This is a genomic window from Streptomyces sporangiiformans (genome assembly GCF_005768555.2).
GTDB classification, from domain to species: Bacteria; Actinomycetota; Actinomycetes; order Streptomycetales; family Streptomycetaceae; genus Streptomyces; species Streptomyces sporangiiformans.
In genome coordinates, this window is record NZ_VCHX02000163.1 from 1 (window position 1) to 19,980 (window position 19,980).

Annotated in this window: 18 protein-coding genes; 11 read left to right on the plus strand and 7 right to left on the minus strand. The window is 70.6% G+C overall.

Features of this window, described 5'->3' with window-relative positions; translation table 11 throughout:
- The first annotated feature begins 156 nt into the window (after positions 1–156).
- Positions 157–1,185 (plus strand): ATP-binding cassette domain-containing protein, encoded by a 1,029-nt coding sequence (locus FGD71_RS26830; RefSeq protein WP_119103101.1) that lies wholly within the window; start codon positions 157–159, stop codon positions 1,183–1,185.
- Positions 1,182–2,015, plus strand: coding sequence for an ABC transporter permease (locus FGD71_RS26835; protein WP_119103102.1), 834 nt, complete (start codon positions 1,182–1,184; stop codon positions 2,013–2,015). Before FGD71_RS26830 ends, FGD71_RS26835 begins: the two co-directional genes overlap by 4 nt.
- 19 nt (positions 2,016–2,034) lie before the next feature.
- Here FGD71_RS26835 and FGD71_RS26840 read toward each other — a convergent pair whose 3' ends face one another.
- Positions 2,035–5,604, minus strand: a complete 3,570-nt coding sequence (locus tag FGD71_RS26840) for an AfsR/SARP family transcriptional regulator (protein WP_119103103.1) — start codon at positions 5,602–5,604, stop codon at positions 2,035–2,037.
- Between the two features lie 188 nt (positions 5,605–5,792).
- On the opposite strand from FGD71_RS26840, the gene FGD71_RS26845 reads away from it, so the two are divergent.
- On the plus strand, positions 5,793–6,593 hold the full coding sequence (locus FGD71_RS26845) for a site-2 protease family protein (RefSeq protein ID WP_119103104.1): 801 nt from the start codon (positions 5,793–5,795) through the stop codon (positions 6,591–6,593).
- Here the strand turns inward: FGD71_RS26845 and FGD71_RS26850 are convergent.
- The 3 genes from FGD71_RS26850 to FGD71_RS26860 form a co-directional block, all read right to left on the minus strand.
- Positions 6,583–6,777, minus strand: a complete 195-nt coding sequence (locus FGD71_RS26850; protein ID WP_119103105.1) for a hypothetical protein — start codon at positions 6,775–6,777, stop codon at positions 6,583–6,585. The genes FGD71_RS26845 and FGD71_RS26850 overlap by 11 nt on opposite strands.
- 106 nt (positions 6,778–6,883) lie before the next feature.
- Positions 6,884–7,606 (minus strand): NADPH-dependent F420 reductase, encoded by a 723-nt coding sequence (gene npdG / locus FGD71_RS26855; RefSeq protein WP_119103106.1) that lies wholly within the window; start codon positions 7,604–7,606, stop codon positions 6,884–6,886.
- Between the two features lie 34 nt (positions 7,607–7,640).
- On the minus strand, positions 7,641–8,723 hold the full coding sequence (locus FGD71_RS26860; RefSeq protein ID WP_119103107.1) for a sialidase family protein: 1,083 nt from the start codon (positions 8,721–8,723) through the stop codon (positions 7,641–7,643).
- A 169-nt stretch (positions 8,724–8,892) separates the two neighbouring features.
- Here FGD71_RS26860 and FGD71_RS26865 point away from each other — a divergent pair, with 169 nt between their 5' ends.
- Positions 8,893–10,209: an MFS transporter gene (locus tag FGD71_RS26865; RefSeq protein WP_119103108.1), complete on the plus strand. Its 1,317-nt coding sequence runs from the start codon at positions 8,893–8,895 to the stop codon at positions 10,207–10,209.
- A gap of 129 nt (positions 10,210–10,338) precedes the next feature.
- On the opposite strand, the gene FGD71_RS26870 is transcribed toward FGD71_RS26865, so the two are convergent.
- Entirely contained in the window at positions 10,339–10,569 is a 231-nt protein-coding gene (locus tag FGD71_RS26870; RefSeq protein ID WP_119103109.1) for a hypothetical protein, read from the minus strand.
- Positions 10,570–10,629: 60 nt separating this feature from the next.
- Here FGD71_RS26870 and map point away from each other — a divergent pair, with 60 nt between their 5' ends.
- Together map and FGD71_RS26880 are read left to right on the plus strand one after the other, a co-directional pair.
- Positions 10,630–11,487 (plus strand): type I methionyl aminopeptidase, encoded by an 858-nt coding sequence (map, locus tag FGD71_RS26875; protein ID WP_119103110.1) that lies wholly within the window; start codon positions 10,630–10,632, stop codon positions 11,485–11,487.
- A 259-nt stretch (positions 11,488–11,746) separates the two neighbouring features.
- Entirely contained in the window at positions 11,747–12,406 is a 660-nt protein-coding gene (locus FGD71_RS26880) for a biliverdin-producing heme oxygenase (protein ID WP_119103111.1), read from the plus strand.
- A 6-nt stretch (positions 12,407–12,412) separates the two neighbouring features.
- Here the strand turns inward: FGD71_RS26880 and FGD71_RS26885 are convergent, their stop codons facing one another.
- Entirely contained in the window at positions 12,413–13,057 is a 645-nt protein-coding gene (locus tag FGD71_RS26885; RefSeq protein WP_119103112.1) for a PhzF family phenazine biosynthesis protein, read from the minus strand.
- 311 nt (positions 13,058–13,368) lie between these two features.
- Here FGD71_RS26885 and efeO point away from each other — a divergent pair, with 311 nt between their 5' ends.
- From efeO to FGD71_RS26905, 4 genes are all read left to right on the plus strand, one after another.
- A complete protein-coding gene (efeO, locus tag FGD71_RS26890; RefSeq protein WP_119103113.1) occupies positions 13,369–14,526 on the plus strand; it encodes an iron uptake system protein EfeO in 1,158 nt (385 codons plus the stop codon).
- Between the two features lie 11 nt (positions 14,527–14,537).
- Entirely contained in the window at positions 14,538–15,893 is a 1,356-nt protein-coding gene (efeB, locus tag FGD71_RS26895) for an iron uptake transporter deferrochelatase/peroxidase subunit (protein WP_420878352.1), read from the plus strand.
- A gap of 3 nt (positions 15,894–15,896) precedes the next feature.
- Positions 15,897–16,748, plus strand: a complete 852-nt coding sequence (gene efeU, locus FGD71_RS26900) for an iron uptake transporter permease EfeU (RefSeq protein ID WP_119103114.1) — start codon at positions 15,897–15,899, stop codon at positions 16,746–16,748.
- Between the two features lie 183 nt (positions 16,749–16,931).
- Positions 16,932–17,927, plus strand: a complete 996-nt coding sequence (locus tag FGD71_RS26905; RefSeq protein WP_119103115.1) for an SCO2278 family lipoprotein — start codon at positions 16,932–16,934, stop codon at positions 17,925–17,927.
- Between the two features lie 59 nt (positions 17,928–17,986).
- On the opposite strand, the gene FGD71_RS26910 is transcribed toward FGD71_RS26905, so the two are convergent.
- Complete coding sequence (locus FGD71_RS26910; RefSeq protein WP_119103116.1) at positions 17,987–18,715, minus strand: bifunctional DNA primase/polymerase; 729 nt, start codon at positions 18,713–18,715, stop codon at positions 17,987–17,989.
- 167 nt (positions 18,716–18,882) lie between these two features.
- On the opposite strand from FGD71_RS26910, the gene FGD71_RS26915 reads away from it, so the two are divergent.
- The gene (locus FGD71_RS26915; protein ID WP_338120083.1) at positions 18,883–19,974 is read left to right on the plus strand and encodes a glycerophosphodiester phosphodiesterase; all 1,092 of its coding nucleotides are present in this window, start codon (positions 18,883–18,885) and stop codon (positions 19,972–19,974) included.
- The last annotated feature ends 6 nt before the right edge of the window (positions 19,975–19,980 follow it).

Below are 19,980 nucleotides of genomic sequence, written 5' to 3' on the forward strand. Positions count from 1 at the left end.
ACGAGGCCGTTCAGGCCGATAGCGGGGGTCTGGGGGCGCAGCCCCCAGGAACGGGATGGGACGGGTAGGGGCGGCGGGGGCGAGGAAACCCGGCTGTCGGTGGCGTGTCGGTGGGCTGTAGGTGGTTTGTCGGTGGGGGCTGACACCTTGGTCGGCATGACGCGAATCAACAACAACCCCAGCGACCGCGCAGGAAGCGCGGTCACCGTGCGGGGGCTGGTCAAGCACTACGGCGAGACCAAGGCACTGGACGGCGTGGACCTGGACGTACGCGAGGGCACCGTCCGAGGCGTGCTCGGTCCGAACGGCGCCGGCAAGACCACCCTCGTACGCATCCTGTCGACCCTCCTCTCCCCCGACGCCGGCCAGGCGACCGTCGCCGGCTACGACGTCCTGCGCCAGCCCCGCCAACTCCGAAGAGTCATAGGCCTCACGGGCCAGTACGCCTCCGTCGACGAGAAGCTCCCCGGCTGGGAGAACCTCTATCTCATCGGCCGTCTTCTGGACCTGTCCCGCAAGGACGCCCGCGCCCGCGCCGACGAACTCCTCGAGCGCTTCTCCCTCACGGAAGCCGCCAAGCGGCCCGCGAGCACGTACTCCGGCGGCATGCGGCGGCGGCTCGACCTGGCCGCGTCGATGATCGGGCGGCCTGCGGTGCTCTACCTCGACGAGCCCACCACCGGGCTCGACCCGCGCACCCGCAACGAGGTGTGGGACGAGGTCAAGCGCATGGTCGGGGACGGGGTGACGGTCCTGCTGACCACCCAGTACATGGAGGAGGCCGAGCAGCTCGCCTCCGAAGTGACCGTGGTCGACCGCGGCAAGGTCATCGCGAACGGCGCCATCGACGAGCTGAAGGCCAAGGTGGGCGGGCGCACGCTGCGCGTCCGGCCGGCCGACCCGATGCAACTGCGCCCACTTGCCCGCGTGCTCGACGAGCTGGGCATCACCGGTCTGGCCACCACGACCGTGGACACCGACAGCGGGACGTTGCTCGTGCCGATCCTGAGCGACGAGCAGCTGACCGCCGTGGTCGGCGCGGTCAGCGCGCGCGGCATCACGATCGCCTCGATCAGCACCGAACTGCCCAGCCTGGACGAGGTGTTCCTGTCCTTCACCGGCCACCGCGCCAGTGCCCCGCAGGACGCCCGTCCCGCCGACACCCGCGAGGAGGTCGCCGTATGAGTGCGAGTGCCACCGCTGTCACCGCCACCACCGATGTCGGCAAGTCCGACGCCCGTATCCCGCTGCGCGCCCATCTCCGCCACACCGGCGCCCTGATCCGCCGCAACCTGCTGTGGATCCGCCAGGACCCGGAGTCGATGTTCGACGCGCTGCTGATGCCGATCGTCTTCACCCTGCTGTTCGTGTACGTCTTCGGCGGCTCCATCGGGCAGGCCCTCGGCGGCGGGCAGGACGGGTACGTGCAGTACGTCATCCCCGGCATGATCGCGATGATGAGCATGACGCTGTCCCAGGGCGTCGGCACCGGCTTCAGCCAGGACTTCAACAGCGGGGTCATGGACCGCTTCCGGTCCATGCCGATCGGGCGCGGCTCGGTGCTGTTCGCGAAGATCTCGGTGGAGCTGGCGCGGATGCTGTTCGCGACGACCGTGCTGATGATCGTCGCGGTCCTGGTCGGTTTCGACATCAACAACTGGCCTGGTCTGTTCGCGGCGGTGGGCCTGTCCGCGGTGTTCGCCTCGTCGATCATGTGGGTGTTCCTCACCCTGGGCGTGATCCTGAAGAACGCGCAGTCCGTGCAGGCGATGGGCTTCATGGTGCTGTTCCCACTGCAGTTCGGCTCGTCGATCTTCGCGCCGACACAGTCGATGCCGGGGTGGCTCCAGGCCTTCACCGACTACAACCCGCTGTCCACGCTGGCGGACGCCGCGCGCGGACTGATGGTGGGCGGTCCGGTCGCGCACGACCTGTGGGTGACCCTGGGCTGGTCGGTGGCCATCACCGCGGTGATGGGGCCGGTCGCGATCCACAAGTTCCGCACCAAGAGCTGACGTTCGCTCGGGAATCGCGTCAGACGAGGGCGGCGGCCTCCTCGAACGAGAGGCCGCCGCCCTCCGCGTACGCGGCCTCGTACGCCGCGTCGTCGAGGACGGCGCGTACCGCCGTCTCCGCCTGCGCCCGTGTCTCGCGCTCCGCCCCGGTCAGGTGGTGGGCGGGCGGCCGCAGCTTGTCGGCGGCGCCGAGGCAGCGGGCGGCGTCCCGGGCCTGGCGTCCGCCGCCGAGGCCGGCCAGGGCGAGGGCGGCGACGGTCAGCTGGATGGAGGGCATGTACGGCGCGATCATGCGGGAGATGTGGTCGTCCGCCTGCCTCAGGGCCCCCCGCGCCTTCACCACCGCCTCCTCGTGGCGCCCCTCGATGGAGTACAGCCACGACTCGACACCGAGGATGAACCCGTCGAAGACCACGAAGTGGACGGCGCCGAATTCGGCCCGCAGCCGGTCCATCTGCTCGCGTGCCTCCACGGTCCGGCCGCTGCGGCCCAGCCACATGGCGAGGAAGAGCCGGGCCGCGGGCATGGCTTCGTTGACCGTGCCGTGGCCCTGCTCGAGGACGCCGCGCAGCAGTTGTTCGCCCCGCTCCGCCTGGCCGTCCTCGATGAACACGGTGCCGAGACGGGTGCTGAGCACCGCCGTCTGGGAGCGCGCGCCCAGCCGTTCGGCGTGGGTGATGGCCTCGGTGTAGTCCTGGGCGGCGAGCACGTACTCGCCCTTGCGTTCGTGGGCCTCGCCGCGGGCGGAGAGTGCTTCGGCGGCGCCCCAGGCGTCTTCGATCCGGGTGAAGATCTCCAGCGCCTCGTCGGCGTCGCGGGTGGCGTCGCCCGCCCAGTCGGCGCGGTTGGCGAGGATGTTGGCGCGCATCTGCAGGGACACGGCCAGCTCCCAGGTGTATCCGAGCTCACGGCACGTGGTGACGGTCGCGTCGATGTTCGTGCGCAGCCGGTCCATGTCACCGGTGAGCATCACGGCGTAGAACCAGAGGTAGCCGGGGCCGCGGCAGGTCTGAGGGAGCCCGGGCCGGTAGACCTCGGTGATGGTGCGCAGCTTCGCCTCGGCCTGTGGGGTCTGCCAGGACTCCAAGTCCAGGTCCATGCAGGCGAGATGGATGAGGTGCGCCCCGCGCCGGGCCTCGGCGAGGACCTCCGGGCGCATCGGTGGCGGCTCGGCGATGCAGGGTTCGTACAGCGGGGCGGCTGGTTCCGCGGGCGCCCGGAAGGGGTCGGGGCCCAGGGACATGACCTCGCGGGACCAGTTGCGGGTGGCGAGGCGCAGGTCGCGGATCTGCCAGTACCAGAACAGGGAGTGGATGAGACAAAGCGCCTCCTGCTCGTCGCGTACGGCGACGGCGTGCTGGAGTGCGGCGCGCAGGTTCTCGCCCTCCAACTCGAGACGTTCGATCGCAGCGCGCTGTCCGGGGCCGCGCAGTTCGGGGTCGGTGGTGCGGGCGAGTTCGCGGTAGTACGTGAGGTGGGCGCGCTCGGCGTCGGGGCGGCCGCCCGCCTCGTCGAGCCGTTCGCCGGCGTATTCGGCGACGGTCTCCAGGAGCCGGTAGCGCATCTCGCCGTCCGCCGAAGGGACCGCCACGACAAGGGACTTGTCGACGAGCGAGCCGAGCGCCTCGAGCGCGGGCGGGCCGCAGACCGCCTCCGCGGCGGCGAGGTCACAGCCGCCCGCGAAGACGGACAGCCGTCGCAGGACGTCCCGTTCCTCCTCGTCGAGGAGGTCCCAGGACCAGTCGACGACGGCCCTGAGTGTCTGCTGGCGCGGCAGTACGGTGCGGCTTCCGGAGGTGAGGAGCCGGAAGCGGTCGTCGAGGCGGTCGGCGATCTGCCGGGGCGTGAGCATCCTCAGCCGGGCGGCGGCGAGTTCTATGGCGAGCGGGAGCCCGTCGAGGCGGCGGCAGATCTCGGCCGCCGCTTCCGGATCGTCGTCGATTCGGAAACCGGGCCGGGCGGCGGCGCCCCGGTCGGCGAGCAGCCGCAGCGCGGACGGTTCGGGCAGCGGTTCCACCGGGCGCAGCAACTCCCCCGGTACGCCCAGGGGTTCGCGGCTCGTGGCCAGCACCGTCAGTCCCGGGCAGCGCTCCAGCAGCGCCTCGACGAGATGGGCGGCCGCCTCGACGACGTGCTCGCAGTTGTCGAGGATGAGCAGCATGCGGCGCTTGGCGCAGTGCTCGGCGAGCCGCACGAGGGGGTCGTCGTGCCGTTCGGCGACGACCCGCATCTCCTCGGCCCCGGCACCGCGCAGCACGGTCTCGCGGGCGCCGACCGCGGTGAGTACGGCCTCGGGGACGGTGGCCGGGTCGTCGACGGGCGCCAGTTCGGCCAGCCACACCCCGTGGGGAACGGACTGCGCCACGCTCTCCCCCGCCTCCTGTGACAGCCGGGTCTTGCCGGCCCCGCCGGGCCCGAGCAGCGTGACGAGCCGCGCCGCGGCGAGGTCCTTCCGGATGGTCTCGAGGTCGCTGTGGCGGCCGACGAAGGAGGTGAGCCGGGCGCGGAGGTTACCCGGGGGCGAGGGCTGGGGCGGGGGCTGGGGCTGGGGCGAAAGTGCGCCGGGTCCGGCGGGAGTTCCGGTTCCGCGGAGGCCGTCCGGCCGCTCACCCTGCCGCCCGGCATCCGCGGACTCCCGCCCGGAACGGGCGAGTTCGGGGAAGCCACCGGGCCCGCGCAGCCCGACGCCCGGATCCCGCACACCAACTCCCGGGTCCCGCGAGCCGATGCCCGGGCCGGGCACCTCGAAGTCGCTGCCGCGTACGCCGGGCCGGGAACCGCCCCCGCCCTGGCCCTCATCCGTCCGTCCCTCATCCGTCCGTCCCTCGTCCGCGCGGCCCCCGTCCCCGCGTCCCTCGTCCCCCTGCCGCAGCAACTCCGCGTGCAGCGCCCGCAGTTCCGGCCCCGGGTCCGCCCCGAGACGGTCGGCCAGGAGCTGTCGTACGTCCTCGTAGGCGGCCAGCGCCTCCGCCGTCCGGCCGGCCTCGCGCAGGGAACGCAGACGCAGGAGCTGGAGGGCCTCGTCCAGGGGGTGGGCGTCGCAGAGGGCGGTGAGGTCGGGCAGGACTTGTTCGGCCTGGCCGAGGGCGAGGGCCGCGCCGAAGCGGGCACGGCGTGCGTCGAGGCGGCGGGTCTCCCAACGGGCCGGTTCGGCGGTGTGGTCCGGGAGGTCGGCGAGGGCGGGGCCGTGCCAGAGGGCGAGGGCGTCGTCGAGGATCACGGCGGCCTTGGCGGGGTCGCCGTCGCCCAGGGCGCGCGTGCCCTCCCCGGCGAGCCTTTCGAAGCGGTGCAGGTCGACGTCGTCGGCCGCCGCGCGCAGCCGGTAGCCGCCCTCCGTGGAGCCGATCGCGTCCGCGCCGAGCACCCTGCGCAGTCGGCCCACCAGTGCCTGCAGGGCCCCCGTGGCGTCGGCCGGCGGATCGGCGCCCCACACCTCGTCGACCAGGAGCGCCGCGGGCAGGGCACGGCCCGGCCGCAGGGCGAGCACGGTCAGCAGGGCACGCAGCCGCGCCCCGCCGACGGTGAGAGGGGTGCCGTCGCCGCGGAATGCCTGGGTGGTGCCGAGAATGCGATAGCGCACGGGGTCCATTGTCTCCGGTGTCGTCAGCGCCGGTCGCGGGGTTCCGGCGGTGTGGCGCCGGATGTCTCACGACGCCGTGTCCCCACCCTCTCCGGAACTCACAGCCGACCGCGAGACGTTTTCGGCATACGCCCAGGTACTGTCGGGCACGCCCTTCGCATGAACTCCGTCGCCCGTACCCCAGGGAGCCCGCCCCCATGACCACCGCCACCACCCGCCGAAGTGACCGGCGGATCAGCCCCGTTTTCGTCGGGATCGTGGCCGTCATGGCGGTCACCGGCTGGGCCACCTGGACCGGCTTCGCCGAGCAACCCGGCCTGGCCGTCTTCCTGTTCGTGACGGCGGCGTGGATCGTCTCGCTCTGTCTGCACGAGTACGCGCACGCGCGCACGGCCCTGCACAGCGGCGACATCTCCATAGGCGCGAAGGGCTATCTGACCCTCAACCCGCTGAAGTACACGCACGCGCTGCTGAGCATCGTCCTGCCGGTGCTCTTCGTGATCATGGGCGGAATCGGTCTGCCGGGCGGCGCGGTGTTCATCGAGCACGGCCGGATCAAGGGCCGCTGGAAGCACAGCCTGATCTCGGCGGCCGGACCGCTGACCAACGTCCTGTTCGCCGTGGTGTGTACGGCGCCGTTCTGGCTGGACGCACTGGACGGGGTGCCGGCGGAGTTCCAGTTCGCCCTCGCCTTCCTGGCCCTGCTCCAGGTCACGGCGGCCATTTTGAACTTCCTGCCCGTCCCGGGCCTGGACGGCTACGGCGTGATCGAACCCTGGCTGTCGCACAAGATCCGCCGCCAGGTGGAGCCGTTCGCGCCCTTCGGCCTGCTCGCCGTGTTCGGACTCCTGTGGATCCCGGAGGTGAACGGCGTGTTCTTCGACGCGGTCGACGCGATGCTGCGCGGCCTGGGCATCGACGAGATCCGGACGTACTGCGGCCAGAACCTCTACCGCTTCTGGACGGAGACCGACCAGTTCTGCTCCGTCAGCCAGTGACCGAGCCCGCGTCCGGGGCGCGCCGCGCCTTGTTGCGGCGCGCGTAGTACCAGGTCATGTTCGACGACAGCCCGGCCAGCAGCACCCATACGATCCCCAGCCAGCTGCCCCGGGCGAAGGAGACGACGGCCGCGGCCACGGACAGGACGCACACGGCGAGGGCGTAGAGGGCGAGGCGGGGCATCAGGTCGGCTCCTGTCGGGGGGGACACGTCTTTTGTCGGGGGGACACTGCTTTTCCAACAGTGTCCCCCACCCGGGGAGCGCCCCTGCACGTCCCCGGTACGTCGGTTACAGGTCGGTCAGGCGCAGGCCGGCATGGGCCTTGTAACGGCGGTTCACGGAGATCAGGTTCGCGACGAGCGACTCGACCTGGTGGGCATTGCGCAGCCGCCCGGAGAAAATGCCGCGCATCCCGGGGATGCGCCCGGCCAGCGCCTGCACGATCTCGACGTCCGCCCGGACCTCGCCGAGCACCATCACATCGGTGTCGATCTCCTCGATCTCCGGGTCCTGCAGCAGTACCGCCGACAGATGGTGGAACGCCGCGGTCACCCGCGAGTCCGGAAGCAGGGCCGCGGCCTGCTCGGCGGCGCTGCCCTCCTCCGGCTTCAGCGCGTAGGCGCCCTTCTTGTCGAAGCCGAGCGGATTGACGCAGTCGACGACGAGCTTCCCGCTCAGCTCCTCCCGCAACGACTCCAGGGTCTTGCCGTGCCCGTCCCACGGCACCGCCACGATCACGATGTCGCTGCGCCGTGCGCACTCGGCGTTGTCGGCGCCCTCGACGCCGTACCCGAGTTCGTCCGCGGCGGACTGGGCCCGCTCCGCGGCCCGCGACCCGATGATCACCTTCTGGCCGGCCCGGGCCAGCCGGTAGGCGAGGCCTTTGCCCTGCGGCCCGGTGCCGCCGAGCACGCCCACGACGAGCCCGGACACGTCGGGCAGGTCCCAGGGGTCCTTGGCCGGGGCCTTGGCGGGGGCGGCGGCCTGCTGTGCGTTGTCGGAAGAGGTCATGGGCCGACTTTACGTCCGGGCGGAGCCGCGGGTCTCAGGTGAGGTCCGTCACGGGCACCCTGCGGAAGGTGATCGTCTCGTAGGCGCTGAAGTCACCCGTTTCGTAGAGGAGCCCGACGGTCGACTCGTCGACGCGTACGAGATCGGAGTACGCGGCGGGCAGCCCGTCCACCGTGTGCGCGGGCCGCCAGGTGATGCCGTCGTCCGTGCTGGCGCGGATCGTCATCAGGGCCCGGAAGCCTGGGTCGGCAGGGCCCGAGAAGAGCAGGACGTCGGGGTCGCGGAGCTGGAGCAGACTGCCCTCGACGACGGGGGCGGTCAGGCCCGCCTGCGGCCGGAAGGGCTTGAGCAGGCTGTGGCCGCCGTCCTCGGAGCAGGCGTCGGCGCGCGTGCCGGGGGCGGGAGAGTCGTTGCGCGTGTTGAAGTAGAGGCGGCCGTCGGGGAGTTCGGCGGCGGTCGTCTCGTTCACGTTGATGTAGCCGTCGGTGTTGTCGTCGACGTACCCGATGCGCCAGGTCTCGCCCCGATCGTCGCTCAGCAGGCAGTGCCCGCCGTTGTACTTCCCCTCGGTGCCGTTGTCGCTGCCCGTCTGCGGGAGGGAGTGGTTGGCGGGAACGACCACACGGCCGGTGGTGAGCTGGACGGCATGGCCGGGCGTGGTGGCGTACCACCGCCAACTCGCCTTCTTCGTCTGCCCGGTGATGTCGCGCGGGTTCGACCAGGTCGCCCCGTCGTCGTCGCTGTGCTGGATCCAGACGCGACGCCCGTCGGCTGCGCTCACCTTGCCGCGGCGGATGGCGTCCTCGGTGGCGAGCGCCGCGTTGCGTACGTGGACGAGGAGGATGCGGCCGGTGTCGAGGACGACGGGGGCGGGGTTGCCCGCGAGGTGGTCGCCGTTCTTGGCGGCGACCTGGAGCGGGCCCCAGGTGCGGCCGCCGTCCGTGGACCGCTTCAGCACGATGTCGATGTTCCCGAAGTCGTCATGGGAGCCGACCCGTCCCTCGCAGAAGGCGAGCAGGGTCCGGCCGTCAAGGGTGCTGACGACGGCCGGGATGCGGAAGCTCGCGTAACCCTCCTGTCCCGCCCGGAACGGCACGGACGCCTCAATGCTCACCATGTAACCCTCCGTCGGCCGTCATTCCATCCCTTCCGTCTGGTCCGTCCATTTCGTCGATCAGGCCCCCCTTGCCCACCTCGGGCGAACATGCGGTGAACTTCCCCTGACAAGTGGCCGGTCGCGGAAATTCGTTTGTCTCGCGGGGAGCGGCATCGGAACATGTCCGGTCGTGACGACCCCCGAGGAAGCCCCCTCTCCCCCTCCCCCCGGGCGCTTACGCGCGCTGTTGCCGGACCTGGCCCCCTGGCGCACCTCGGCCGATTTCCGACGTCTCTGGGTGGCCGGAATCGTCACCAACTTCGGCAGCTTCCTGACCTTCGTGGCGCTCCCGGTGCAGATGAAGGAGCTCACGGGGTCCGCGGTGGCCGTGGGGGCGATCGGCGCCGCGGAACTCGTACCGCTGATCGTCTTCGGGCTGTACGGCGGTGCTCTGGCCGACGCCCTGGACAAACGGAAGCTGATCCTCTGGACGGAGGCGGGCCAGGGGCTGCTCTGCGCCGGCCTGCTGGTCAACGCGTCGCTGCCGCATCCGGTGGTGTGGCCGCTGTACGCCGTGGCAGCGCTGTCCGCCGCGCTCGGCGCGGTCCAGCGACCCGCGCTGGACGCGCTCGTGCCGCGCATCGTCGCGCATGAGCACCTGCCGGCGGCCGCCGCGCTCAACTCCCTGCGCTGGACGGTCGGCGGCGTAGCGGGCCCGGCCGTCGCGGGCCTGGTCGTGGCGTACGCGGGGCTCGGCTGGGCCTACGCCGTGGACCTGGTCACCTTCGCGATCTCGGTCGTCCTGGGCCTCGGCCTCGCCGCGTCACCGGCCGCGCACGAGGCGGCCCGGCCCTCTCTGCGGTCCATCGCGGAGGGCGCGCGCTACGCATGGAGCCGCAAGGAGCTCCTGGGCACGTACACGATCGACCTCGCCGCCATGTTCCTCGCCTTCCCCCTCGCCGTCCTCCCCTTCCTCGCGGACGACCTGGACGCCGAGTGGTCGCTCGGCCTCATGTACGCGTCCGTACCGGCCGGTGCGCTCCTGGTGAGCCTCACCAGCGGCTGGACCTCCCGGATCCACCGCCACGGCCGGATGGTGGTCCTGGCGGCAGCCTGCTGGGGCCTGGCCATGGTGGCCGCGGGCGCGGCCCACAACGTCTGGCTGATCCTCGTCTTCCTCACCCTGGCCGGCGGCTGCGACATGGTCAGCGGAATCTTCCGCGCGGCGATGTGGAACCAGACGATCCCGGACGAGCTGCGCGGACGGCTCGCGGGGATCGAGCTGCTGTCCTACTCGGTCGGCCCCCAGCTGGGCCAGGTCCGGGCCGGCACCATGGCCGCGTGGACGACCGTACGGACCTCCATCTGGTCCGGCGGCGTACTGTGCGTGGCCGCGGTGGGCGCCCTGGCCCTGTGCCTCCCGAAACTCATGTCCTACGACGTACGCACAAACGAGCACGCAAATAGGCTGAGGGAATCCAGAGAGGCAGCCGCGACACCGGGTTGAGTTCCCCGCGCCCCTTAGGGGCGCGGGGAACTGCGCGACCAGCCACAAACAGCCCGCAGCCTTCGCACACCCGCACACCCCACAGCGCACACCCCACAGCGCACTTGGCGAGCGCCCCCAGCGCGGAGCTCAGTCGTCCTCCGAGCCCCGCGCAGCGGAGTCGTGCCAGCGGGGGTCGTTCTCCCACTCCACGTTCCGCTCGCGGGCGATCTCCAGCGCGTGTTCCGCCTCACCCCGGGACGCGTACGGGCCGAAGCGGTCCTTCGCTGGGCACTCGGGGCCTTCCTCGACCTTCTTGTGCTCCAGGCAGTAGTACCACTCGCCCGGCTTCCCGACCGTCCGCTTCTTGAACAGCGCCATGGCTCAGGCTCCTTTCGCCAGGGACATCGTCCCCCACACCCGCTGGTTAAACTCGCTGGCATGTCTGGCCAGTCGCTGCTCGTACCAGGGGAGCTCTCTCCCGCCCGTTCCGTACCCGGAAGCATCCGGCGTCCCGAGTACGTGGGCAAGCCCGCTCCCACGCCCTACACCGGACCGGAGGTCCAGACCCCGGAGACGATCGAGGCCATGCGGGTCGCGGGGCGGATCGCCGCGCGGGCGTTGGCCGAGGCCGCGAAGCTGATCGCGCCCGGCGTCACGACGGACGAGCTGGACCGGGTCGCCCACGAGTACATGTGCGACCACGGGGCCTATCCCTCCACCCTCGGCTACCGCGGCTTCCCCAAGTCCCTGTGCACCTCCTTGAACGAGGTCATCTGCCACGGCATCCCGGACTCGACGGTCCTGCGGGACGGCGACATCATCAACCTCGACGTGACGGCGTACATCGGCGGGGTGCACGGCGACAACAACGCGACGTATCTCGTCGGGGACGTCGACGAAGAGAGCAAGCTGCTCGTCGAGCGCACCCGGGAAGCCCTCAACCGCGCCGTCAAGGCCGTCAAGCCCGGTCGGCAGATCAATGTCATCGGGCGGGTCATCGAGTCGTACGCGAAGAGGTTCGGGTACGGGGTGGTGCGGGACTTCACGGGACACGGGATCAACTCGTCGTTCCACTCCGGGCTGATCATTCCGCACTACGACAGCCCGCAGGCGACCACCGTCATCCAGCCCGGGATGACCTTCACCATCGAGCCGATGCTCACGCTCGGCACGCACGAGTACGACATGTGGGACGACGGCTGGACGGTCGTGACGAAGGACCGCAAGCGCACCGCGCAGTTCGAGCACACCCTGGTCGTCACGGACAGCGGGACCGAGGTCCTCACACTGCCGTAGCCCCTCCACAGCAGCCGCCCACCGCAGCAGCCGCCCACCGCAGCAGCCGCTCACCGCAGTGGCCGCTCACCGCGGCAGCCGTTCGCCACAGCCGCGCCTTTCAGCCGCCCCTTCTCGAACAGAGGGGGCGGCTGTTCCATGTGAACGTGATCGCGATTCGGGGTACGGTTTTACCGACAGGACGTCGGGAACTCATTGACTTAGGTAAGCCTAACCAAAGAAGATGGCTCCCGTCTTCCCCTCAGCGCCGGAGGCCCACATGACCTCGTCGAACACCCCGTTCTCGACGCTCGTCCGCACCGCTTCACACGAGCAGCACATGGAGGCGGAGACGTCGACGTTCATGAGCGACCTGCTCGGCGGCAGGCTCGGCGTGGACGCGTACGCGCGTTACACCGAGCAGCTGTGGTTCGTCTACCGGGCGCTGGAGGAGAGCGCGGAGCGCCTGTCGGACGACGCCGTGGCGGGCCCCTTCATCCAGCCCGAGCTCCTGCGACTCGCTTCGCTCGAGCAGGACCTCGCGCATCTGCGCGGCGCCGACTGGCGAGCCGGACTCACCGCGCTGCCCGCGACGACGACCTACGCGCAGCGCGTGACGGAGTGCGCGCTCACCTGGCCCGCCGGCTACATCGCCCACCACTACACCCGCTACCTCGGCGACCTCTCCGGCGGACAGATCATCCGCGACAAGGCGGAGAAGACGTGGGGCTTCACCCGCAAGGGCGACGGCGTGCGGTTCTACGTCTTCGAGGAGATCGCCAACCCGGCCGCGTTCAAGCGGCGTTATCGCGAACTGCTCGACGGAATCCGGGCCGACGACCTGGAGAAGCAGCGGATCGTCGCGGAGTGCAAGCGGGCGTTCGCACTGAACACCGCGGTGTTCCAGGCACTCGGCGAAGAGTTCCGGCTGAGCGCCTAGAAACCCCTAACGCTCCAGGAACACCCGTCCCCCCACCTCCACCCACCCCTCCGGCTGCGGTGCCGTGAGGATCTGCGAGCCCGCGCCCTGGGTGATGTTCAGGGCGCGGCCGAGCTGATGGGTGAGCAGCAGGGCCGCCGCCCCGGTGGCCTCGTCCTCGGCGATGCCGTCGTCGCGGCCGGGAAAGGCACGCGCACGGACCCGGCCGGCGGCCTCGTCCTCCCAGGCCCAGGCGTACACCCATTCCCCAGGTGTCGGCACCGCCAGCGAGTCGACCTCGGCGGCGGTGCCGTACTGACGCAGCGTGCGCGGCGGAACCCATTCGGGCCGCGCCTCGATCCAGCTGAACTCCCCGTCGAGCCGGGCCCCCACCACCCCCGCGGGCGTGACGAGTTCGGGCACGTCCAGCAGCCAGGCCGTACCGACGCAGGGATGCCCGGCGAAAGGCAGTCGCAGCGTGGGTGTGTAGATGTCGATGATCCCGCGCTCGGGGTCGTCCACGAACACGGTCTCGCTGAACCCGAGTTTGCCCGCGAACATCTGCCGCTCGTCCGCCTCCGGCATCACCGAGCCGTCCCGCACGACCCCCAACTCGTTCCCGCATCGCCCACCGGGCCCGCAGAAGACACGCAGCACGTCGTAATCAGTCACCGGGGCATTCAAGCATCACGCGGCGCAACCGCACGTCCACGGCCGCGGATTCGCGGACAGCGGTCGGCGTCTTCCCACCTCCGCCGGCGGTGACGCGTCGTTACGCATCTCCGGGGTTCTTGACCCGCGTTTGACCGTTTCGTGGGGTGTGGATTGAGCCACCGTGATCCGGCCGTGCTCATACACCGTCAATGAGAGCTGAATCACTGGACTACCGGGTGGCTCTGAGGTAAGGCTCAGTTAAGTTAGGCACGCCTCACCTCGGGGTTTGTGTCTCCTCCTGTGCACCTGTGAACCTTCTTGGAGCCCGCATGCGAGCCGTCCGCCTCTCCGTCGTCACCGCAGCCGCCACCGCGGCGACGCTGGCCGCCGTCACAGGCTGCACCGAGAAAAGCACCGCTGAGACTGACGATCACGTCGTCGCGGTGACGGCCACCGACACCAAGTGCGAGGTGTCCAAAAAGGAGTTCCCGGCCGGGCACGTCGAACTCGCCGTGGAGAACAAGGGCTCGAAGGTCACCGAGGTCTATCTGCTCTTCCCGGACGACCGGATCGTCACCGAGCGCGAGAACATCGGTCCGGGCACCAGCCAGAAGGTCACCGCCGAGGTGAAGGCGGGCGACTACCGCATCGCCTGCAAGCCCGGCATGAAGGGCAAGGGCATACGTCAGGACGTCACGGCCACCGGGAGCGGCAAGGTCGCCAAGCGCGACCCGCGCCTGGACAAGGCCGTCGCCGACTACCGCGCCTACGCGCAAGCGCAGGCCGACGAGACGCTGCCCAAGGCGAAGGTCTTCGCGGCGGCGGTCAAGGACGGCGACATCGAGGCCGCGAAGAAGGCGTACGCCGACTCGCGCATCGGCTGGGAGCGCACCGAGCCGGTCGCCGAGTCCTTCGGTGACATCGACCCGAAGGTCGACCTGCGCGAGGACGGACTCGAGGACGGCCAGGACCCGGAGAAGGACTGGACCGGCTGGCACCGCCTGGAGCGGTCCCTGTGGCAGGACAAGAAGCTCACCGACCGCGACTCCGAACTCGCCGACCAGCTGATCACGGACCTCACCGACTGGCAGAAGCGCGTCGGCAAGGCCGAGATCACCCCGACCTCAATGGCCAACGGGGCCAAGGAACTTCTCGACGAGGTCGCCACCGGCAAGGTCACCGGCGAGGAGGAGCGCTACTCGCACACCGACCTGGTCGACTTCAAGGCGAACGTCGAGGGCGCCGAGAAGTCGTACGAGCTGCTGAAGACGGTCGCCTCGGAGAACGACGCGGCGCTCACCAAGGAACTCGACAAGCAGTTCGCCGCGCTCAACACGTTGCTCGACAAGTACCGCCCGAACAAGGACTCCTACGAGTTCACCTCGTACGACAAGGTCGGCAAGGCCGACCGCAAGGAGCTCTCGGACGCGGTGAACGCGCTCGCCGAACCGCTGTCCAAGCTCGCCGCCGCCGTCGTCGTGAAGTAAGAGGTACCGCCATGACGGACACCACGGACTCGACAGACACCACTGGCTCGACAGACACCACGGAGTCCACGGACATCACCGGGGCCGCGGACTCCACGGACACCACTGAGCCCGCCACCGGCACCTCCCGTACTCCGTCGAGGCGTTCGCTGATCGGCTGGGGCGGTGCCGGGCTCGCGCTCGGCGCCGCCGCGGCCGGCGGCGCCGTGGCGATGACCCGTACGGGCGACGACGTCGAGCCGACGGCTGCCGAGTCGGGCGCCGCGGTCGCCTTCCACGGAGTGCACCAGGCGGGCATCTCGACGCCGGTGCAGGACCGGCTGCACTTCGCCGCGTTCGACGTGAAGACCGAGGACCGGGCCGAGTTCGTCCAGCTGCTGAAGGACTGGACGACCGCCGCGCGGCGGATGACCGCCGGGCACGCGGTGGGTGAGGGCGCGTACGGCGGGCTGGCCGAGGCGCCGCCGGACGACACCGGGGAGGCGCTGGGCCTCAAGCCCTCACGGCTGACCCTGACGGTCGGCTTCGGGCCCTCCCTGTTCGAGAAGTTCGGGCTGGCCGACCGGCGCCCCGAAGCCCTCGTGGATCTGCCGCAGTTCGCGGGCGACAACCTCGACAAGAACCGCAGCGGCGGCGACCTGTGCGTACAGGCGTGCGCGGACGACCCGCAGGTCGCGGTGCACGCGATCCGCAACCTCGCCCGGATCGGCTTCGGCAAGGTCGTCATCCGCTGGTCCCAGCTGGGCTTCGGCAAGACGTCGTCGACGACTCCGGAGGCGCAGACCCCTCGTAACCTCATGGGGTTCAAGGACGGCACCCGCAACATCGCGGGAACGGAGAGCGGTCGCCTCAAGAAGTTCGTGTGGGTGGACGAGAAGGACGGCCCCGGCTGGATGGCCGGCGGTTCGTATCTCGTGGCGCGCCGGATCCGGATGAACATCGAGACCTGGGACCGGACTTCGCTCCAGGAGCAGGAGGACATCTTCGGCCGCGACAAGGGCGAAGGCGCTCCGGTCGGCAAGGCGAAGGAGCGGGACAAGCCGTTCCTGAAGGCGATGAAGCCCGACGCGCATGTCCGGCTCGCCCACCCCGACTCCAACCACGGGGCGACGCTCCTGCGCCGCGGCTACTCCTTCACCGACGGCACGGACGGGCTCGGCCGCCTGGACGCGGGCCTGTTCTTCCTCGCGTACCAGCGCGACGTGCGCGAGGGCTTCATCCCGGTGCAGCGCAGTCTGGCCACCGACGCGCTCAACGAGTACATCCAGCACGTGGGTTCGGCGATCTTCGCGATCCCGCCGGGCGTCCGGGACAAGGACGACTGGTGGGGCCGGGCGCTGTTCTCCAAGGATTCCAAGGAGGCGTAGGCCGTGTTCGGCAACTATCTGATCGGCCTGCGCGAGGGCCTCGAAGCGAGCCTGGTCGTCTGCATCCTCATCGCCTACCTGGTGAAGACGGAACGCCGGGACGCGCTGAAGCCCATCTGGATCGGCATCGGTGTCGCGATCGCGCTGGCCCTCGGCTTCGGCTGCGCGCTCGAATTCGGCTCCCAGGAGCTGACGTTCGAGGCACAGGAGGCACTCGGCGGTTCGCTGTCCATCGTCGCGGTCGGCCTGGTGACGTGGATGGTCTTCTGGATGCGGCGTACGGCCCGTCATCTGAAGGCCGATCTGCACGGAAAGCTGGACGCGGCCCTGCAGATGGGCACGGGCGCCCTGGTCGCCACCGCGTTCCTGGCCGTCGGCCGGGAGGGCCTGGAGACCGCGCTGTTCGTGTGGGCCTCGGTGCGCGCGTCCAGCGACGGCACCCAAGGACCGCTGATCGGCGTCCTGTTGGGCATCGCGACCGCGGTCGTGCTCGGCTATCTCTTCTACCGGGGCGCGGTCCGCATCAACCTCGCCAAGTTCTTCACCTGGACCGGCGGCATGCTGGTGATCGTGGCCGCGGGCGTTCTCGCGTACGGCTTCCACGACCTTCAGGAGGCCAGGTTCCTGCCCGGCCTGGCGGACAAGGCCTTCGACATCAGCACCACCATTCCCCCGGACACCTGGTACGGCACGCTGCTGAAGGGCGTCTTCAACTTCCAGCCGGACCCGACCGTGCTCCAAGTCGTCGTGTGGACCCTGTACTTGGTGCCGACGCTGGCCTTCTTCCTGGCACCGGCACGGTCCGGCGGCAGCGGCAAGGTGAAGGCTGACCCGCCGGTCCGCGAGGAGGTCTGAGGATCTGGAGGTCTGAGGATCTGGGGGTCTGAGGGCCTGAGGGTCCGCCCTCCGACCCGCCCGCGTGACGTGGCCGCCTCACGGAAAGATCACGGTGCGGGCGCGGTACGTGATCCCGGCGACGGCGCGTTTCCCGGTCCCGGTAGGGTTCGCCTCCGGGAAGGGGAAGGTGAAGACGATCCGATGAAGACGCCGCAGACACTTCGCAGGCTGAGCAGGCTGACCACGTCGGCGGCAGCGGTCACCGTGCTGTCGGTGACGGCGAGCGGGTGCATGGTGGTGCACGGCGAGCGGGAGGTACTCCCCGGGTCCACGAAGTCCGAGGCCGCGCGCGCCCTCAAGGACTTCACGACCGCGTACAACAAGGCCAACAAGGCCTACGACCAGTCGCTGGACGCGGACCGGGTCGCCGGCCCCCTCGCCGACATCGACGGCGCGAAGCTCAGGGCGGGCAAGAAGACCCAGCCGGGCGGCGATCCCGACTACGTGCCGCTGAAGCTGACCGACACCGAGTTCACCATCCCCAAGAAGGCGGGCTGGCCACGCTGGTTCGTCGCCGACTCCCGGGCCAACAAGGGCTCCACCGAGGCCCATTGGCTGCTGGTGTTCACCCGGGGCGGCCCGGACGAGGTGTGGGAGGTCTCGTATCTGACGATCCTCGGCGCCGACGACGTACCGGAGTTCAAGAAGGACAAGGACGGCTGGGCGGAGCCGGTCACCGCGGACGCCGCGGACCTGGCCGTCCGGCCGAAGGACCTCGCCGAGTCGTACACGACGTATCTGCGCGACGGCGGCGACACCTTCGCGCCGGGAACGAACACCTCCGCGTGGCGGGAGAGCCGCAAGAAGAACGCGAAGCGGCCGGGGCTGGCCCGGCAGTACATCGACGAGCCGCTGACGTCCGGCGACTACGCCGCGGTCGGGCTGCGTACCACGGACGGTGGCGCGCTGGTGTTCTTCTCCACCCGCCACTACGAGAAGCAGACGGGGTGGCAGGGTGTCCCGCTCAACGTCACCGACCCCAACGTGAAGGCCCTGATGACGGGCGAGGCCAAGCAGTCCATCACCCTGGAGTCGGTCTCCAACCAGGCGGTACTGGACCCGGCGAAGAGCGCCCCGGACCAGAAGGTCACGTTCCTCAGCCGGATCCAGGGGCTGACGGGGGCCAAGGGCGAGTAGGCAGGGCAGGGCGGCGGGGCCGGGCCGTGACGCCCTGCGAGGCTCAGCCCCCGTGGGGGTCAGCGCCGGTGAGGCCAGGCCGCCACGTGGTCCCGCCCCTCGCCGGCGTACCGCGCGCACTCGTCCGTGAGGATCTCGAGCAGCGACAGCGGATCCGGGAGCGGGTGTTCGGGTCCGCGCACCCACTCGACCGTCAGATCGCCGGGCAGTTGGGCGGGCGGGACGAGGACGTACGAGCCGCGGCAGTGCCAGCGCAGGCCGGGGTGCTCATCCATCGTCTCGGGGTGGCAGTCCAACTCGCAGGGCCACCACTCGTCCTCGTCCTCGGGCGTACCGCGGGTGGCCGTGAAGAAGAGCATCCGGTCACCGCCGGACTCGGCGACGGGACCGACCTCGATACCCGAGGCGAGCAGCCGCTCCAGCGCCTCACGGCCGGCGTCCAGCGGTACGTCGAGGACGTCGTGGACCATGCCGGTCGCGGTGATGAAGTTGGCCTGCGGCTGATGCCGGGCCCAGCGCTCGATCTGCGCGCGGTCGGTCGTGGACTGGGTCTGCCAGGCGAAGGACACGGGGTGCCGGGCAGGAGTGGGACAGCCGACGCGGTCGCACGAACACCGGTAGCCGGAGGGATGGGCGGCGGGCGCGAGCGGCAACCCCGCGCCGGCGGCGGCGAGCAGCAGATCCTCACGTCCCGCGCCATCGTCGGGCTCCGTTCGGGGACGGCGGCCACGCAGCCACTGGGACATCCTGCCCTGCCTACCCGAGCGGCGGCCGAACTCTGCGCTCATCGATCCCCTCGCCTCGCTGTTGTGCGGACAGCATGCTCCATGGTCCCACCCTCCTGCGCCCCGTCGGACAGGGGGCCCCATCCGGGGTAGGTGGGGCGATGCGCGCGCGGATAGAGATCGAGTGTCATTACGTACTTTGACATGATGTGCCTGGCTACGGTGTCGCCATGGTCACGATGATCACAAGGACCGTGTTGACGGGTGTCGCAGGTCTCATCTCGCTCGTCCTGGCGGTCCAGAGCGGGGCGCTCGCGGAAGCGGGCGGGGCCCTGGCGGGACCGGACGCGGCCGTCGCGGGACCGGCCGGAGCCCTGGTCAAACAGGGCGAGGCCCTCGCCGGACCGGTCGGAGCCCTCGCGCACCCGAACGGGGCCTTCACCCAACAGGCCAAGGCCCTCGTGCAACAGGCCGAGGCGCTCGCACGGCAGATCGGAGCGCTCGCCGGACCGGGCAGGGCGCCGACCCCACTCGAATGGGGCGCGGGCCCGGTGACGGTGGCCTCACTCCCCCGCATCGTGCGCACCGCGCACCGCGGCGGCGCCCTCGAGGTTCCCGAGAACAGCATGTCGGGGCTGATGGCCGCCTATGAGAGCGGTACGGCCCACGTGATCGACTTCGACACCCGGATACTGCGTGACGGCACCATGGTCGTCATGCATGACCCGACGCTGGACCGCACCACCTTCACGGGCGGCCCGGTGCGCGGACTCGGCCTTCGGGACTGGCAGGGCGTACGGCTGCGGCCCGAAGCCTCTTTGCCGGGGAACTGGCGCGCGGAGAGGCCGCCGACGGTCGCCGAGGTGCTGGATCGTTTCGGCGGACGGATCGTGCTGATGCTGGAGGCGAAGGACCCGAAGAGCCTGCGGGCGCTCGCCGCGATGATCAAGGAGCGCGGGCTGGCTCGCTCGGTGCTGGTCAACTCCAACCGTCCGGCGGTGGCGCTGCACGCCCACCGCATGGGCCTCACCGCCCAGTTGTGGCGCTCGGCACGGCAGATGCGCACCGACCGGCCCGAGCGGTGGGCGCGGTTCGTGGATGTCCTGGACGTGGACTACAAGGCCCGCGCCTCCGATCTCGTACGGGCCGTCAGATCCGGCATTCCGCGGGTGTGGGCGCACACGGTGGTGACCCCGGCGCAGCGCGACCGGGCGCTCGCGCTCGGCTGCGACGGGATCATCACGGACGCGCCGGCCCTGATGGCTCGCCACCCGGTGGAGCCACAGGTGGAGGCTCAGCTCCGCGCGGCTCGGCTCCAGTGACGGCTC